This window comes from Deefgea piscis (assembly GCF_019665785.1).
Classification (GTDB): domain Bacteria; phylum Pseudomonadota; class Gammaproteobacteria; order Burkholderiales; family Chitinibacteraceae; genus Deefgea.
Window position 1 is genome coordinate 1,085,737 of record NZ_CP081149.1, and the last position, 18,106, is coordinate 1,103,842.

The window sequence follows — 18,106 nt, forward strand, 5'->3', positions numbered from 1 at the left end:
TATGCGCTTATTTTATTTGGTATTTTTTTATTTAATTGCGAGTTATTCCTTTGCTGATTGGATCGATACTACTGATCCCCTCACTGTAAAAGCATTTCCTAGCCAGCAGGCTGAAATTAAACAAAATCCACCGCAATTTCGCTGGCCGCAGCCGGATCGAATTCCATCAGGGTATGAAGTTCAATTATTGAGTAGTCAAGGCAAAAGTTCTAGCTATACGGTGGCGCGAAACTGGCTGCTGCCGAGCCAAATTTTTGCTGCAGATACGTATTCTTGGCGAGTGCGAACGACTACGGCGGGGGCCGCTTGGAGTGATTGGCGCAAATTTACCATCGGCGTCAATGCGGATGTTTTTCTTGTCCCAGAATACAATGTGTTATTAAGCCGTTTAAAAGCCAAATCTAGACCAAAGTCTCTGCCGATTAGTAGCGCAGGGATAGAGGTTTGGCGGCAGCAAGTTAATTCAACTCGGGCTAATGCAGTACTTGGCCTGCGTAATGATGTTGATCGCTATATGCAGCAAGCCATTTTGACTGATGCAGATATGCCATTGGTTGCCGCAAGTGTGAATGAGTCCGCTTGGGCTGCTTCTTTAACCAATATTCGTCAGCGGGTGAATGCAGAAACAGCTCAATTACGTAATAGTGCCTTACTTTGGCAAATTACTCGTGACCCGCGCTATTTTTCCGAAGCAGTACGGCGTGGTAATGGACTGATAGCGTTGAATTTAAAGGGGTCTACCCACTTTAAAAATCAAGACCAAGCAACTCGTGCCATTGCATGGGGGCTAGTGCAGGCGAATGATTTATTGGCACTTGATTTGCCTTCGGTTACCCGCACGGCTTGGTTAAACAATGCCAAATCAAGAACATTAGATATGTATCGAGATTTAGCCAATAACTATTGGCGTTTAGATCAGCGGCCATTTGATTCGCATGGCTCGACGCAGTATGGCTATGTGGCCGCGATTTCTGCGTTGTTGGTTGGCGATGTGCCTGAAGCTGATATTTGGTTTCGCGATACCTTTCGAGCTTATGCGCAATATATCAACCCGCTGGGTGGTGAAGACGGCGGATATGCCGGAGGTAGTGCTTACGGAGAGTATTCAGCTGATGTGTATTTGCAGCTGTGGGATCCGATTTCTATCGCGACTGGGGTGAGTTTTTATGACAAACCTTGGTCAAAAGGGATGTTAGATTTTTTTGCTTATTTTGTTCCGCCTGGCACACCAAGCCATCAGTTTGGCGATGCCGCTGAGACTAAGCCCGTCAATCAATTATTAAAAGCCTATGCTAGTCGATTTAAATCGCCATTAGCGGCTTGGTATTATCGAAATTTAGTTGGTGATGAGTCACCAAGTACCTTGCTTTCAGCCCCAATGCCTTTGCCAATCGATAGCTTGGCCAATACCTTACCGGATGTGAATTCGCTGTATTTGCCGACGACAGGCTGGGCTGCGATGCACAGTGAATTGGCCGATCGCAGCAGGACTTCGCTGTATTTCAAATCCAGCCCTTATGGCAGCTTTAATCACAGCCATGGCGATCAAAATACGTTTACTTTAGTAGATAAAGGCCGCCCTATCTTTGTTGATAGTGGTGTTTATGATTGGTATGGCTCAAAGCATTTTTATCAATGGTATCGGCAAACCAAAGCGCACAATGGCATTACATTTGATGGTGGTAAAGGTCAGATCGTTGATGATGATATGGGGGGCATGGCCGCCAAAGGCCAAATTACTCAATATCAATTTGCAGATAATATCGATATGGTCGAGGGCGATGCCAAGCAAGCTTATGGCGGTCAATTAAGCCAAGCATTACGCCGGATTTGGTTTTTGCGGGATCAAAATTTAATTGTGGTATGGGACAAGCTCAAATCACCGGTGGCGCGAAAATTTGAGTGGAATCTACATGCGAATGAAGCATTTGATCTCTCGATGCCACAGCAATATATTTTGCCAAATAAAGATAAGCCAATTTGTATTAATACGGTTTGGCCAGAATTGACTAATGCGGTTCAAACGAGTGGCTACGATGTTCTGCCTGAAGTGAACTCAATTCCTCCTGTTTGGCATCTGCGGGTATCTTATGGCTTAGCGCTTGAACAACAATTCGTGCATGTAATTAATTTAGATTGTTTATCAAGTAAGCCTAGTTATACATTTGATTTTGGTCGGTCACAATTGCTTATTGCTGATAAAGCGATTAGTTTTTGATTTTATTAACAAAGTGTTTTGTTACAGTTGTTGTAATTTTATTGGGTGGGACTTAGTAGGTTATGTAGAATGCTAAAAGTATAAAAATAAATTGATGTGTAAATTTTATAGAGGAATGCAGGATTTCTATTAATACCAGAATGGCTATTTAGTTGCGTACGATTAAGCTTTTTTTTTAGGTTGTTGATATTTTTCATGGGATGGAAAGTATCCTTGTTGATCGTTCAGTGATGGTTGTGAGTAATTAATTTTTTTCTTTCTGGTTAATAAAAGAGTAATAAAAGTTAGCTGTTGATAATGGATTTATGATCACCATAGCCGCTGCATCTGTTGATGATGCTAAGTTCTTTTGATGGGACTATTTGTATCAAGATTAATTAAATTTTAATTTTTTCGTAGTGTTTTAAATGGTTGTGATTGGTTTTAAGGTGGCTTCAGTTTTTGTAGTTTCTTGTATTGTATTTGAATTTTTTTAATTGTTTTTATTGTGTGTGTTTGTTTTGTGGTTTTGGGGCGCGTATGTCATTTTTGATTAAAGAAACAGCGAAGTACATTTTAAGAGACAATTTTATTACTGAGGCTCGTGTTTCGAAATTATTGCAACGAGAATCTTTGGATTTTGAAGAACATCATCGAATAATTCGGAGTAAATTACTTGCAACTTTAGTTGCGGCGCAAAAATTACCTGCATACGAGTATTTGTCAAAATTTAAGTTAACCGAAGATAACGTGATTGAAGTTTTGGCTGAGATTCCAATAGTCTCTAAAGCCGATTTAGTAGAAAAAAGGCAAGATTATTATCCTATGAAACGTATATGGTATGCCTCAGGAGTTACGAGCGGTTCGACAGGGAGCCCTCTCGATGTATATCGTAGTCTTGATTCAATTGTATGGGAAAACGCCTTTGTAAAACGTCATTGGCGATGGTTTGGATTCAAGGATGGCATGCCTAGAGCCGTATTACGTGGCGATATTGTGGTTCCATTAGAGCAATCTAAACCACCTTTTTGGCGTCATAACCGTCTTAATAATCAATTGATATTATCTTCACGTCATTTGAAACCAAATTTTGCTCCATCAATGATTGAGCAATTAAAAAATTTTTCACCATATATGCTGCAGGCTTACCCCTCTAGTGCTTATATATTAGCGCAATATGTTCGTGATTTAGGAATGGAAATTAAAATTCCATTTGTATTTACTAGTTCTGAAGTATTGTATTCTTTTCAAAGAGACTTAATCCAAGAATATCTTGGTTCTACTGTAATTGATTTGTATGGTATGGCGGAACGTATTGCTTTTGCTAGTGAATGCGAACACGGCTATTTACATGTTGATCCAGATTATAGCTATGTTGAAATTGTGGATAAAGATGGTGTTGCTACCAATGATTATGGTGCTGTTGTTGGCACGGCATTAAATAATTTAGCGATGCCATTGGTGCGGTATAAATTAACAGATATAACTCGGTGGATTTCTGGTAGCTGTCTTTGTGGTCGTACTTCCCGCCGGATTGAACCTGTGCAGGGCCGTATTAGCGACCAGATATTTGATAGTCATGGTAATGCAGTTAGTACTTCATTACTGACTTTTATATTTAAAGATCCAAAATTCATAAGAGAAGCACAAGTCGCACAAATTGATTGTGGATTTTGGCAGCTACGAATCGTTCCTTATCCAGGTTTTGATCAAGCAGTGATCGAACATCTAAAATCTAACGTAGCTAAACATATTGATAAAAACTTAGAAGTTGATGTGATATGTGTTGAAGAAATAGCAAGAACTAAAGCTGGAAAATTTAAATGGATTGTAAATGAGATTAAGGGGTAGCATGAGTAAAGCCATTGCCATGATTGGTACTGATCCTAAGGGACAAGGAGGAATCGCTTCGGTGGTTCGGACTTATAGTGATGCTGGATTATTTGCAAAACATCATATTTATTATATTAATTCTCACGTTGCTGGTAGTTCATATAAAAAGTGTATGGTTTTTATTTATGGATTAATACAATTTTTATTTTATTGCTGTATGGGTCGAGTTAATATTGTGCATTTGCAAATGGCTTCGTACGGTAGTTTTATGAGAAAGTTTGTTTTTTTTCTTATTGCTAGAATATTTCGCATTAAAACAATTGTGCATATTCATGGTGCTGAATTTGAGCTTTTTTATCGAGAAAAAAGTCGTGAATTTCAGAAAAAAATGGTGCAGTATGTTTTATCTAATGCAGATGTCGTGATTGCGTTATCAAACAAATGGAATGAGCAGTTGCGCGGTATTTGTAATAAATCGAATGTGATTACGATTTATAATCCGATAGCTAGTCCGGCCGTATCTTTTGCTGTTCGTGAGAAAAATGTTTTGTTGTTTCTCGGACATGTCGGTGACAGAAAAGGCACTTTTGATTTGATTCGTGCCATGCCTGATGTAATTAAATTAAATCCTGCCGTTCAATTAAAAATTGGTGGCACGGGTCAAATTGAAGCGGCTCGCCAATTGGCGGTTGAATTAAAAGTCGAGGCGCACGTTGAGTTCTTGGGTTGGGTGGTGGGTGAGGATAAAGAGCGGCTGCTCAATTCGGCGACCTTATTACTACTACCTTCGTATAACGAAGGTTTGCCGATGTCTATTTTAGAGGCGATGGCACATGGCTTGCCGGTGATTGCTAGTGATGTGGGCGGGATTCCCGAGGCACTTGCTTGCTGCGTTACCGAATGCATTGTGCAGCCAGGCGATGTGCTTGATTTGGCAAACAAGATTAATCATTTATTGAGCGACGATGCTTTGCGTGAGGACATTGCACGCAAATTGCAGCAAACCGTGGTGGAGAAATTTGATGTTGAAGTCGTTGCCAATGAATTGACACAACTTTACAACCGTTTGTTGGAAGTGAAGTGATGGCTACTTTAGATTGGTATATTAATCGTTTGCGCTGTATGAGTTTGCCAGAGGTTGCGCATCGTTTTGCAGAGCATTCACGTAAAGTATTGCAAGAAAAGGGATGTCTATTAGCGTCTTCTAAAACGCCCGAACGGATTGTGGCGACAGCGCCTTGGATTCAAAAGCCTGAGCATTTGAGTGCTGATGAATGTGCTGCAATTTTAAATTCTGCAGAGCAATTGTTGGCTGGGCGTTGGGATGTCTTTGGTCAAAGATTGCCATTGGGCATGCCACCTGATTGGCAAGTTGATCCTTTAACGGGTATTCGTGCCCCATTAAGCTTCGGTTTGCGCTTACCGATTAGTCAACGTAACGTCGTTGGTGATATCAAATATCTATGGGAGCCAGCCCGTCATCTTGAATTAGTGACTTTGGCGCAGGCTTGGGCTTTAACACAAGATTTACGCTACATTTCGGCGCTGCAGGACTGCTTCACATCTTGGCTAAAAGATGCGCCATATCCGAATGGGCCACATTGGTCGAGTAGCCTTGAAACTGCAATTCGCTTGATTAATTGGTCGATTATTTGGCAATTAGCCGGGCAAGATGATTCTGCTTTGTGGGCGGGTGAAGTCGGTCAAAAACTCAAATCGGATTGGTTGGTGCATATATATCAGTCCTTATTTTTTATTCGGCATCATTTATCTAAACATTCTTCTGCCAATAATCATTTAATTGGTGAGTTGTCTGGCTTGCTGGTGGCTTGCATGACTTGGCCTTTTTGGACTGAATGCAGCGAATGGCGAGATTTCGCGAAGGAAAACTTGCTAAAACAAGCACTGTTGCAAAACGGTGCTGATGGTGTCAATCGCGAACAGGCCATGTCTTACCAGCAATTTGTGTTTGAATTTTTGTTCTGGGCTGGGCGCTCAGTTGAGAGTACGCCGTATGCATTCTCTGCGGACTATTGGGAGCGCTTGTATGCAATGGGCGAGTGGGTTGCCGCTGTTCGGGATGTGGCTGGCAATGTCCCTGGTATTGGTGATGCAGATGATGGCTATGTCACTCAGTTAGCTCGCGATTCAGCGACATCACCGTTTGATCATCTACTGCAAGTTTGTGGCGAAATTTTTGGATGCGAGCAGTGGCAGACATTAGGGTGTCATTCAGCTGCGGCAAAATGGTGGTTGTCTTTTCCTTTATCAAAATCTAAACGTAGTACTGGCGTTCTCGTCGCGCCGAGGCTGTTTCCTGAGGGCGGGTATGCCGTGATTGGCTCTGACTGGGGTATGCCATCAGAGATTAAGCTAATACTGGATTCAGGCCCATTAGGCTATCTGGGTATAGCGGCTCACGGTCATGCTGATGCCTTGGCCGTGTTGCTTTCTGTTGGTGGCATGCCGGTGCTGGTTGATTCAGGTACGTACAGTTATCACGCTGAAGGCGGGTGGCGTGATTATTTTCGTGGCACTGCTGCCCACAATACGGTCTGCATTAATGGGCAAGATCAGTCCGTCAGCGGCGGTAAATTTATGTGGGTGAAACAGGCTAAATCGGTACTGCATGATTTTACATTTGGTGATGGCTTGACGACTTGGTGCGCCTCTCACGATGGTTATCAGCGATTAGATAGCAAAGTGGCACATAAGCGACGTGTTGAATATTCACACGCGGAGCGGATTGTGCGGGTGTTTGATGAAATTGATGCCGCTTTGCCGTGTTCGATTGCTATCCATTGGCAGCATGCAGCAGATCTTGAAGTGGTTTGCGCTGATGCGGGATGGGTGATTTGTTCGCCAAAATTTAAGATTGTGGCCACGATATCTGGTGCTGATTTTTCTTTGATTTCTCAATGTGGTGCATTGAGTCCAATTGCGGGATGGGTTTCTGAGCGTTATGGCGAAAAGCTACCTGCAACTCGTTTAGATTGTCGTATTGCAAACCATGTAGGTAAATCAATTTGGATTACCGAATTTAAAATTGAATTTTTAGAAATTGGTTAATTATTATATGAAAAATGCTCGTTTAGAAATTTTAGGTTGTTCTGTTGATAACTTAAATATGCAAGAAACATTAGTACGAATTGGTGAGTTAATTGAGTCAGGAATGCCGAATCAGCATGTTGTTATTAATGCAGATAAAGTCGTAAAGGCCGATAAAGATCCAGAATTACGCCAAATTATTAATGATTGTGCATTAATTAATGCCGATGGTATGCCGGTGGTTTGGGCGTCTAAATTATTGGGCATTCCTTTAAAAGAGCGGGTGGCTGGCGTTGACTTGTTTGTTGAGCTGATGCGCTATTCGGCTGAGCAGGGCTGGCGGGTTTATTTTTTGGGTGCCAAAGAAGAAGTGGTGAAGGGCGTAGTGGATAAATTTAGTGCTCAGTACCCGAACCTACAGATTGCTGGCTATCGCAATGGGTATTGGTCTGCAGGCGAGGAGCAATCTGTTGTGGATGCCATTACCCTAAGTAAAACTGATTTGCTGTTTGTGGCGATTAGCTCGCCAAAGAAAGAGCAATTTTTAGGTAAGTATCAATCGCAAATGAAAGTGCCGTTTGCAATGGGCGTGGGCGGTACGTTTGATGTGATGGTGGGTAAAACTCAGCGTGCGCCGGTTTGGATGCAAAAAACGGGGTTCGAATGGTTTTATCGCTTTTTGCAAGAGCCTCGTCGGATGTTTAAACGTTATTTTATTGAAGATATGTATTTCTTTGTCTTATTGGGCAAGGCTGTTTTTGCAAAAGTGATGGGTAAATCATGATGAAAGTTCTAGTGGTATTTGGCACTCGCCCCGAGGCGATCAAGATGGCGCCCGTGGTGGCTGCTTTGCAGGCTGATGCGCGTTTTGATGCCAAGGTGTGCGTGACTGCACAACATCGGCAAATGTTGGATCAAGTACTGGCGCTGTTTGCAATTAAGCCTGACTTTGATTTGGATTTAATGCAGCAAGGCCAAGATCTTACTGACATTACAAGTCGGGTTCTATTAGGGATGCGCGGAGTGTTTGCTGAGTGGCAGCCGGACATTGTCTTGGTGCATGGCGATACCAGTACCACGATGGCGGCTAGTCTGGCTGCCTTCTACCAACGTATACCTGTTGGTCATGTAGAAGCTGGCCTACGTACTGGCAACATTTACTCGCCTTGGCCAGAGGAAATGAATCGCAAAATTGCCGGGGCAATTAGTGCGGTGCATTTTTCACCGACTGAAGCGTCGCAAAATAATCTACTGCGCGAAGCGGTCAATCCCGCTCATGTGCATGTAACGGGCAATACGGTGATTGATGCTTTGCTGGATGTGGCGGCGCGGATTAAAAACGATACACAATTAAATGCTGAATTAGCCGCTCGATTCCCATTTTTGGATGCGAGCAAACGCCTGATCTTGGTGACCGGTCATCGCCGTGAGAATTTTGGTCAAGGGTTTGAGAATATTTGCGCGGCACTGGCCGAGTTGGCGCAACGCCCGGATGTAGAGATTCTTTATCCAATGCATTTGAACCCAAATGTACAAGAGCCGGTGCGCCGTATTTTATCAGGCTTGAGTAATGTGCATTTGATTGAGCCGCAAGATTACTTGCCATTTGTGTATTTGATGACGCGTGCTTACTTAATTTTGACCGATAGTGGTGGGGTACAAGAAGAAGCGCCATCTCTCGGTAAACCGGTATTAGTTATGCGCGATACCACCGAGCGCCCAGAGGCGGTCGATGCCGGTACGGTGAAGTTAGTGGGTACAAATCAAGCGCTGATCGTGAAAGAGGCGAGCGAGTTACTCGACAATCCTGCCGCGTATGAGCAAATGTCACGCGCACATAATCCATATGGTGATGGTTTAGCAGCAAAACGAATTAACGATATTCTTGCAACTGGGAGTTTTAAGCATGGCTAAGTATCAAACTGTTTCAATGATAGGCTTGGGTTATATCGGTTTGCCGACGGCGACTGTGATTGCCAGCCGTGGCGTAAAAGTAATTGGTGTCGATGTGAATCAACACGCGGTTGATACCATCAATCGTGGGCAAATCCATATTGTTGAGCCCGATTTAGATGGTTTGGTACATCACGTGGTGAATGAAGGCTTGTTGGTCGCGCAAACTACGCCATCAGAAGCGGATGCCTTTATGATTGCGGTGCCTACGCCTTTTACCGAAGGGACTAAGCCAGATTTAAGCTACATCGAGGCCGCTGGTAAAGCCATTGCACCTTTCTTAAAAAAGGGCAATTTGGTGATTCTTGAGTCGACGTCGCCCGTTGGCGCAACTGAGATGCTGGCTGGTTGGTTGGCCGAAGCACGTCAAGATTTAAGTTTTCCGCAACAAGCTGGCGAAGAAGCGGATGTGCAAGTGGCGTATTGCCCAGAGCGTGTTTTGCCTGGTCATGTACTGCGTGAGCTGGTTGAGAATGATCGTATTGTGGGTGGTATGACCCAGCGTGCCGCAGAAATGGCGGCTGATTTGTACCATATTTTTGTGAAAGGCGAATGCTTACTGACCGATTGCCGTACCGCAGAAATGGCGAAGCTAACTGAAAACGCATTCCGCGATGTCAATATTGCATTTGCGAATGAGCTGTCAATTATTTGCGATAAATTGGCGATTAATCCTTGGGAATTGATTAAGCTAGCTAACCGTCATCCACGTGTGAACATCTTGCAACCGGGACCAGGCGTTGGTGGACATTGCATCGCCGTTGATCCTTGGTTTATTGTGGATTCAGCACCAGAAGAAGCACGTATTATTCGCACGGCACGCGAAGTGAATGATTTTAAACCGCATTATGTGGTGGCACAGGTAGTAGAGGCGGCGAGCAAGTTTAAAGCGCCCGTGATTGCGTGCTTGGGCTTGGCATTTAAAGCTAATATTGACGATTTACGTGAAAGCCCTTCGGTAGGCATTGTGGCTGAATTGGCAGCAAAAGGCGTAGGTCGTATTTTGGCGGTTGAGCCACACGTTGATACCTTGCCGAAAAAATTACAAGGCAAGGTTGAATTGGTCGATACACAAACTGCAATTGATCAAGCCGATATTATTATTCTGTTGGTTGATCATAAGCATTTTGGCCGCATTCGTGCCGAGAAATTACAACGTTGCGTCGTGATTGATACCCGTGGATTTTGGTCGAATAAATAATTGATACAAGCAATCCAGCTGATTTTCAGTTGGATTGCTCTATAGTAAATAAATACATAACGAGACAAATTTGCGAGACATGACATGTCGGTCAAAGTGTTTAAAAGTATTTATAACGAAGCTCGGTGCTATATTCCAGAACGCCTACTTTATGCAAAAGAATATTTTTCGATTAAGTCTATTTTGGCCAGTCATAATAAAATTCAGATAAGCGCCTTGGTAGAGGCTCAGTTGAAGCATGTTTTGTTAGTTTGTTTAAGAGATGTCAATTTCTACAAAAACAATGTCGCTATTTCGTTGGCGGATATTGAACACAACGATCCTTTTGTGATGCTAAAATCATTTCCAATCATTTCAAAAAGTGATTTGATTACGCATAAAAATGATTTTTTGAATAGACAATATAGGAAATCATTTTTATCTAAATCATCGTCAAGTGGTTCGTCTGGTTTTGGTGTTGAAGTTTATCGCAATAAAAAATCGGCGGACATTGAAAAAGCTTTCTTTTCGCACCACTGGGGTAAGTTTGGGTTTAATGTCGAGTCGTCTAGGACCATTCGTATTGGTCAAGATGCTTTAAGAGCAAGCAGTCAAAGACCAACGTTCAGGCAAGGCAGTCGGTTAATGCTATCACCAACGCATATTTCTGAAAATAATATAGATGAGATTGCCATGAGTATTTTAAAGTTTAAACCTGACTTTATTCATGGTTATCCAAGTTGTATATATCAACTTGCTTGTTTACTCGACTCAATTAACGTAAAGATTAAAGTCAAAGCTGTTTTGTTGGCATCAGAGCCCGTGTTCAATTCTCAATTGAAGATGATGAAAGATGTTTTTATCGGTGAAATATCTGCAAACTATGGTTTGTCAGAAAGAACTAATTTGGCATTTTCAACGTATAAAGAAAATGAGGGTATGAGTTATATATTTGATGAGTTGTATAGCGTGAATGAATTTATTGATGATGAGTTAGGTACTCAAATTATTGGTACGTCATTGTGGAATGAGGTTATGCCCTTAATTCGTTATCAAACTCAGGATTATGTAAAAATAACTTCAGACAATAAAATACGTATAGATGGTAGACAGCAGCATTATTTAATTGCTAAAGATGGATCAAAAATACCAAGTCTTATTGTTGACGATGTTCCTTGGCAATATATTAGCCAAATTCAGATTAAGCAACCCAAATCGGGCTGCATTATACTGTATGTTGTATTAAAAATTGATGTACATATTGATGACGCAATCGAATTTATTACGAACAGGCAGAAAGCAATTTGGGGTGAGTGGTTTGATGTTGAAATTGTCGTAAAGGAAAAGCTAGAGCGCACGCAAGCAGGTAAAATCAACTTGGTGATTTTCGATTGATGCTGTTGCTGAGTGATAAAAAAAAGCCCTGCTCAATTTGAACAGGGCTTTTACAATTTAAGTTATGCAGTTTTGATTCTACGGCGGCGAGCCGCGAGTAAACCAATCAAACCTAAACCCATTAAGGCATAGGTTTCTGGCTCTGGTACGGCAGCAACGGTGTAGTTTAAGTTACCGACGTAGTTGGTGCTAAAGCCATTAAATTGGAATTTATAGTTTTTATTGGCAGCAAATGTATTACTAAATAAAAACTGCCCTGTGCTACCAAAGACTTGAGTGCTGATTACTTTGCTGCCTTCTAGCAATTTTACCGACAACACGTCAAATGTGCCTCTGCCAATATTGTTAGTTTTTTGTTCAGTAAAAAAGCTAAACAAAATCGGCGATTTATCAGTGACTTTAAAAGTAACTGAGTTATAGATCCATTCATTGCCAGAATTCTTGTTGATTTTTTGCTCAGCACTAAACTCACTGCCATGACTTAATGTCACTTTAGTTACCGCTGCTTGGCTAGATACAGCAGCCAGGCCAATGATTGCAGCACCTATAAAGTGGTTAATCTTTTTCATAGATATACCTATATAATAGATTACTTAAATTGAAAGTATGTTAATAGTTGGCATTCTAACTGCTACTGCCTTTAGCTCAAAGCATTTAGTTCATTATTGTGTGATTTATTTTTATACCTGTATTTTCGGCACAATTGATTTCATTTTTATTACTTTTCACAATTGAATGATCAGCGGTGTATTAATGAATTGATTTCAACTCAGTGTGGTTTTTATCTTTTGTAGTCACAATAGATTGATTACACACTGATTTATTTGGGGGCATAGTTTTGCCATAAAAAACAGCGCTAGCATATTGCTAGCGCTGTTTTGGCGTGGTGCTAATTATTTGGCTTGTTTACGACGGCGTGCCGCTAGTAAGCCCATCAAACCTAAACCCATTAAGGCATAAGTTTCTGGTTCAGGCACGGGTGTTACAGGTGTTACTGTTGCAGTAAACGTACCGCCCTTAAAGCCAGGATTAGCGAATGTAAATTGTGTGTTGTAAGCAAATTTGGCGTCTTTAATCGCACTAAAGGTATAGGTGCGAGCCCAAGAGGAAGTGCCAACCACTGCATCTTGAAATGTTGAAAGGATATGTGGTGCAGAAGTGTAGTTTGGATTTGTGCCGGTCCAATTAACTTGGGTGATAAATGAAAGCGCACTGATTAGGTTGCCTGAGTTTGGCGCGGCGTCAATTTTAAACGTCAGCTTATAGTCCCCAGTATTTGCAATATTAAAAAAGCCATAGCTGGTGACGTTGCTTGCATCTTGAGTGGCGCTAAATAGCGTCACCAGTTGCGAGCTAACGGTTTTTTCCTCTGGCGTTAAATTCAGTGTGGCGGCTTGGCTTAAGCTAACGAGCGAGCTTAAGGCGATGGCGGCTGCAATATGGATTAATTTCATATTCAAGTCTCATTCAGGGTTTTAAAGTTAGTACATGTTAATATTCTAACCAATTGATTATTAACAGTATTTATTTGAAATGCAATGCTAGTCGCATAATCCCATAAAGTCAAAGGAATGGGTAAGATATTTTTTTAGTAACGAAATGAATTTGTAATTTAATTGTAATTTTTTGAGAAGAAGAGAGAGCGCGAAGTTGGTTTTCGGCTGATTAGTCAAAAAAAAACCGGCGAATTTCGCCGGTTTTAGGGGTGTAGCAAGTTATCGCGTTTAGTTTTGCATCGTCAGCATCAAGCCATTTAAGCGTTTGACGAATGAAGCTGGGTCTTCGAGCTGACCGCCTTCGGCCAATAAAGCTTGATCAAAAATCAGCTGTGTCCAATCACCAAATTGATTGCTACCCGTTTCGGCTTTGAGCTTATTTACCAATGGATGCGTTGGGTTAACTTCCAAAATAGGCTTGCTGCCTTTCACATCTTGCCCAGCTGATTTGAGTAAACGTTCCAAGTTCGCGCTCATATCTTGATTTTCAACCACTAAGCAAGCAGGGCTGTCGGTCAAGCGATGCGTCACGCGGATATCTTTGACTGAGTCGCCGAGTACCGTTTTCATTTGTTCAATGACGTCTTTAAGCTCGGTCGCAGCGGCTTCTTGCTCTTGCTTTTCGGCTTCATCGGTAAATTGCTCTAAATCGAGCTCGCCTTTGGCGACCGATTGGAGTTTTTTACCTTCAAATTCGGTTAAGCCGCTAAATGCCCATTCATCCACGCGATCCGACAAGAGCAAGACTTCGATGCCTTTTTTGCGGAAAACTTCCAGATGCGGGCTGTTTTTTGCTGCGGCATACGAGTCGGCGGTGATGAAGTAGATCTGGTCTTGACCTTCTTTCATGCGGCCTAGATAGTCTTTCAGTGATACTGTTTGTTCGGCATTGTCATTGTGCGTTGAGGCAAAACGGCAGAGCGCGGCGATGCGCTCTTTGTTGCCCATATCTTCACCAACGCCTTCTTTAAGTACTTTGCCAAACTCAGTCCAAAACGCAGCGTATTTAGCTTGTTCTGCGCCATCGTCCGAGTTGGCCATGCTTTCTAATAGCCCCAGTACTTTTTTAACGCAACCAGATTTGATTTGTTCGATGTCTTTGCTGTGTTGCAAAATTTCGCGCGACACGTTAAGCGGCAAATCGGCCGAGTCAATCACACCACGGATAAAGCGCAGGTATTGCGGTAGCAATTTTTCGCTGTCTTCCATGATAAATACACGGCGTACATACAGCTTCACCCCATGGCGACGTTCGCGGTCGTAGAGATCAAATGGCGCCCGTTTTGGCACATACAGTAGCTCGGTGTATTCTTGGCGGCCTTCGACTTTGGCGTGACTCCAAGCGAGCGGCTCTTCGTAGTCGTGCGCAACGTGTTTATAGAATTCGGTGTATTGCTCAGGCGTGATGTCTGATTTGCTACGCGTCCACAAAGCATTGGCTTGGTTGACGGTTTCCTCGCCTTCAGCGGGTTTAATTGAACCGTCTTCGTTGTAGCCTGCTTGCGCTGGCATCATGATCGGCAAAGTGATGTGGTCTGAGTATTTGCGGATGATGCTGCGTAAACGCCAATCGTTGAGAAACTCTTCTTCGCCTTCTTTGAGGTGTAGAACGATCGTCGTACCACGGCTGGCTTTTTCAACGGTTTCTAGCGTGAATTCGCCATCGCCTTTGGATTCCCACTGCGTAGCGGTTTCTTCGCCTGCACGGCGGGTCGTTAGGGTAACTTTATCGGCAATGATAAAGGCCGAGTAAAAACCCACGCCAAATTGACCGATTAAATGCGCATCTTTTTGTGCGTCGCCAGAGAGTTGGCTAAAGAATTCTTTGGTGCCAGAGCGAGCGATGGTGCCAATATTTTGGATCACTTCATCGCGGCTCATACCGATACCACTGTCGCTGATGGTGATGGTTTTGGCATCGGCATCAAAGCTAACGTGAATTTTGAGTTCGGGATCATTGCCAAACAGGCTGTCATTATTGATGGCTTCAAAACGCAATTTGTCGCATGCATCAGAGGCATTAGACACCAGTTCGCGCAAGAAAATTTCTTTGTTGGAATACAAAGAATGAATCATCAGTTGCAAGAGTTGTTTGACTTCGGCTTGAAAGCCTAATGTTTCTTTAGACATAGTCTTTATTGCTTCCTGTGGGTTGAACATAACAACATGCTTAGCAAATGGGGGCAGAGGTGAGGGCTTCAAGTGATGCGGCGGGTTTATTATCAATAGCTTGCTTAATGTTCGATAATAGTTGACGCTGGTATTGTTTATTTCTTTTGTTGTTTGTCATAAATGACGCAGCTTATCTCGTGCAATAAGGCATTCCCCTAGCCGCATGGCGCACAGTGTTATAGTGTGATGAGGCAAACTTGGCGAGGCGTGAGCATGTTACGACGGGTGGTGTTTAATCAAAAAGGCGGTGTTGGTAAATCAACGATTACGGTGAATTTGGCCGCCGTGGCTGCGGCACAAGGCAAACGTGTTCTGATTGTTGATTTAGACCCACAGGGCAATAGTAGTCATTATGTTTTAGGCGCTGCAGCTTACGAGTGTAAGCCCACATTGGCCGATTTTTTTGACCAAGTGCTTAATTTCTCTTTATATGCCAAAGGTGCGGCTGAGTTTATCCATCCCACGCCGTTTAAAAATCTATTTATCATGCCTTCGCATCCCAGTATTGCCGAACAGCAAGTTAAATTAGAGTCGCGCTACAAAATTTATAAATTACGCGAAACATTGGCCGAGCTCACCGGGCAATTTGATGAGGTATATATTGATACCCCGCCAGCGCTTAACTTTTTCACACTTTCGGCCTTGATTGCCGCCTCTGGCTGCTTGATTCCTTTTGATTGTGATACATTCTCGCGCGATGCCTTACTGGGTTTAATCGCCCGCGTTGAAGAAATTCGGCAAGATCATAATAGTGAGCTGAAAATTGAAGGCATTATTGTCAATCAATATCAATCTCGCGCTAGTTTGCCACAGCGCTTGGTCCAAGATTTAGAGGCGCAGGGCTTGCCAGTATTGCAAGCACGGCTATCGAGTTCGGTGAAGGTGCGTGAGTCACATGATCAGGCTATGCCTTTGATTGCATTGGATGCCAAACATAAGCTATCACAAGAATTTTGTCATTTATACGCCGAGCTGTCCGGTGATGTGCTTGTCAGCACAAGTTAAATAGTTGGGGTAAATATGGCAACGAAACCGCTCAATCGAATTCTGATTGTTGACGATGAACCATTTAATTTAGAAATTCTCTCCGAGCATTTAGCCGATGCAGGCTATGAAACGGTGACCGCTGAAGATGGCGAGGCGGCTTGGGAAATCCTGCAGCACGATAAGGACGGTTTTTCGACCATCTTGCTCGATCGAATGATGCCACGCATGGATGGCATGCAGGTTTTGGCCAAGCTCAAGCAGCATCCTGATTTCTTGCATATTCCGGTCATTATGCAAACCGCAGTCGGCGCGGCAGAAAATGTGCGTGAAGGTTTGGCTGCAGGTGCTTACTATTATTTGATTAAACCGTTTCAGCGTGAAATGTTGTTGGCGATTGTGGCGGCGGCAGTAGGCTTTCACAAAGAGCGCAAGCAGCTAGAAGATCAGATCACCGAACACGCCGAATCCTATCGTTTACTGGTGAATGGTGAATTTCATTTTCGAACTTTAGAAGAGGCCTGAATCGCACCGGGTTTCGCGGAGGCACTAACTCTTGAGAGAATAGTGCCATGAAAAAATCTACCCCATTTTCCCCTGAAGTCCGCGAGCGGGCCGTTCGCATGGTCATTGAGCACCTTGCCGAATATCCATCTGAATGGGCAACCCTCGTTTCCATCGCCAGCAAAATAGGCTGCACACCCGAAACGCTGCGCACCTGGTGTCGTCGACAAGGTGGCGATAGCGTTCAAGCCAACAAAAACTCCGCAGAGAGCGAACGCATCAAAGCCTTAGAGCGCGAAGTGCGCGAGCTTAAAAAGGCCAATGAAATTCTGCGCCTGGCCAGCGCGTATTTCGCACAGGCGGAGCTCGACCGCCGCTTGAAATCGTAAGAGGATTCATCGATACCCACCGTGAGCAGCACGGGGTCGAGCCGATCTGCAAGCTATTACAGGTCGCTCCGTCTGCTTATCGACGGTATGCCGCTCGGTTGCGTAATCCCGCATTGCGTTGCCAGCGCGCCATTCGTGACGAGCAACTGAGCGGTGAAGTTACGCGCGTCTGGCAAGAGAATCACCAGGTGTATGGTGCCGTCAAAGCCTGGCGGCAACTCAAGCGCGATGGGCATCTTGTCGCGCGGTGTACCGTTGAGCGTTTGATGCGCAGCCTCGGTTTGCGCGGCATATCGCGTGGTAAAACGGTGCGCACCACACGTCCAGACCCTGCTGTTGCGTGCCCGCTTGACCATGTAAACCGACAATTCGTGGCTGAACGACCAAACCAGCTCTGGGTGTCGGATTTTACCTATGTGTCGACTTGGCAGGGCTTTGTGTATGTGGCGTTTGTGATTGATGTCTTCGCTCGTTATATCGTGGGCTGGCGAGTTAGTCGCAACATGCAAACCGAGTTTGTGCTGGATGCATTGGAGCAAGCCCTTTGGGCGCGCCAGCCAGAGCGCGAAGCATTGATTCATCACAGCGACCGTGGCTCGCAATACGTTTCGATTCGCTATACCGAGCGATTAACCGAAGCGGGTATCGAGCCATCAGTGGGCACGACTGGTGATAGCTACGACAATGCGCTGGCCGAGACGATTAACGGACTCTACAAAACTGAAGTGATTCATCGTTTGGGTCCTTGGAAAAGTTTAGAATCTGTGGAGATAGCGACATTAGAATGGGTTTCGTGGTTCAATCAGCATCGTTTGCTTGGGTCGATTGGCCACATTCCACCTGCGGAAGCAGAAGCAAATTATTATCGTAATCAAAGCGAGCAGGCCATGTTGGTCTGACTCAAACCAAACAGCCTCCGCGAAACCCGGTGCGATTCAGCCAGGCAATTGACCTT

The 18,106-nt window shown here is 43.7% G+C and carries 12 protein-coding genes, 2 pseudogenes and 1 other annotated feature; of the genes and pseudogenes, 11 read left to right on the top strand and 3 right to left on the bottom strand.

The annotated features are described in order from the left end of the window. Position 1 precedes the first annotated feature (1 nt). From K4H25_RS05115 to K4H25_RS05150, 8 genes are all read left to right on the top strand, one after another. Entirely contained in the window at positions 2-2,218 is a 2,217-nt protein-coding gene (locus K4H25_RS05115; protein WP_221022300.1) for a heparinase II/III domain-containing protein, read from the top strand. Between the two features lie 519 nt (positions 2,219-2,737). Next, complete coding sequence (locus tag K4H25_RS05120) at positions 2,738-4,048, top strand: phenylacetate--CoA ligase family protein (RefSeq protein ID WP_221022301.1); 1,311 nt, start codon at positions 2,738-2,740, stop codon at positions 4,046-4,048. 1 nt (position 4,049) lies between these two features. After that, positions 4,050-5,114: a glycosyltransferase family 4 protein gene (locus K4H25_RS05125; RefSeq protein ID WP_221022302.1), complete on the top strand. Its 1,065-nt coding sequence runs from the start codon at positions 4,050-4,052 to the stop codon at positions 5,112-5,114. Continuing rightward, on the top strand, positions 5,114-7,099 hold the full coding sequence (locus K4H25_RS05130; RefSeq protein WP_221022303.1) for a heparinase II/III family protein: 1,986 nt from the start codon (positions 5,114-5,116) through the stop codon (positions 7,097-7,099). The genes K4H25_RS05125 and K4H25_RS05130 overlap by 1 nt, the downstream gene beginning before the upstream one ends. A 7-nt stretch (positions 7,100-7,106) precedes the next feature. Continuing rightward, entirely contained in the window at positions 7,107-7,862 is a 756-nt protein-coding gene (locus K4H25_RS05135; protein WP_221022304.1) for a WecB/TagA/CpsF family glycosyltransferase, read from the top strand. Next, positions 7,859-8,992 carry a non-hydrolyzing UDP-N-acetylglucosamine 2-epimerase gene (gene wecB, locus K4H25_RS05140; RefSeq protein ID WP_221022305.1) on the top strand — a complete coding sequence of 378 codons (1,134 nt, stop codon included), beginning with the start codon at positions 7,859-7,861 and terminating at the stop codon, positions 8,990-8,992. The genes K4H25_RS05135 and wecB overlap by 4 nt, the downstream gene beginning before the upstream one ends. After that, positions 8,985-10,232, top strand: coding sequence for a UDP-N-acetyl-D-mannosamine dehydrogenase (gene wecC / locus K4H25_RS05145; protein WP_221022306.1), 1,248 nt, complete (start codon positions 8,985-8,987; stop codon positions 10,230-10,232). The genes wecB and wecC overlap by 8 nt, the downstream gene beginning before the upstream one ends. Before the next feature lie 84 nt (positions 10,233-10,316). After that, a complete protein-coding gene (locus tag K4H25_RS05150; RefSeq protein ID WP_221022307.1) occupies positions 10,317-11,606 on the top strand; it encodes a phenylacetate--CoA ligase family protein in 1,290 nt (429 codons plus the stop codon). A gap of 62 nt (positions 11,607-11,668) precedes the next feature. On the opposite strand, the pseudogene K4H25_RS05155 reads toward K4H25_RS05150, so the two are convergent. From K4H25_RS05155 to htpG, 3 genes and pseudogenes are all read right to left on the bottom strand, one after another. Further along, positions 11,669-12,133 (bottom strand): annotated as a pseudogene (locus tag K4H25_RS05155) (FxDxF family PEP-CTERM protein); the annotation flags it as partial. A gap of 366 nt (positions 12,134-12,499) precedes the next feature. Then, positions 12,500-12,592, bottom strand: a pseudogene (locus K4H25_RS17110) (PEP-CTERM sorting domain-containing protein); the annotation flags it as partial. A gap of 738 nt (positions 12,593-13,330) precedes the next feature. Beyond that, positions 13,331-15,232: a molecular chaperone HtpG gene (htpG, locus tag K4H25_RS05165; protein WP_221022310.1), complete on the bottom strand. Its 1,902-nt coding sequence runs from the start codon at positions 15,230-15,232 to the stop codon at positions 13,331-13,333. 255 nt (positions 15,233-15,487) lie between these two features. On the opposite strand from htpG, the gene K4H25_RS05170 reads away from it, so the two are divergent. The 3 genes from K4H25_RS05170 to K4H25_RS05180 all read left to right on the top strand — a co-directional run bounded on the left by K4H25_RS05170 (position 15,488) and on the right by K4H25_RS05180 (position 18,050). Further along, entirely contained in the window at positions 15,488-16,279 is a 792-nt protein-coding gene (locus tag K4H25_RS05170; RefSeq protein WP_221022875.1) for a ParA family protein, read from the top strand. Between the two features lie 15 nt (positions 16,280-16,294). Beyond that, complete coding sequence (locus K4H25_RS05175) at positions 16,295-16,783, top strand: response regulator (protein WP_221022311.1); 489 nt, start codon at positions 16,295-16,297, stop codon at positions 16,781-16,783. A gap of 47 nt (positions 16,784-16,830) precedes the next feature. Then, a protein-coding gene (locus tag K4H25_RS05180) for an IS3 family transposase (protein ID WP_374706346.1) occupies positions 16,831-18,050 on the top strand; the annotation gives its coding sequence in 2 pieces (ribosomal slippage) (positions 16,831-17,110 and positions 17,110-18,050; 1,221 coding nt in all). Continuing rightward, positions 17,106-17,222: a sequence feature (AL1L pseudoknot), on the top strand. Its footprint overlaps the gene before it by 117 nt. Positions 18,051-18,106: the final 56 nt, after the last annotated feature.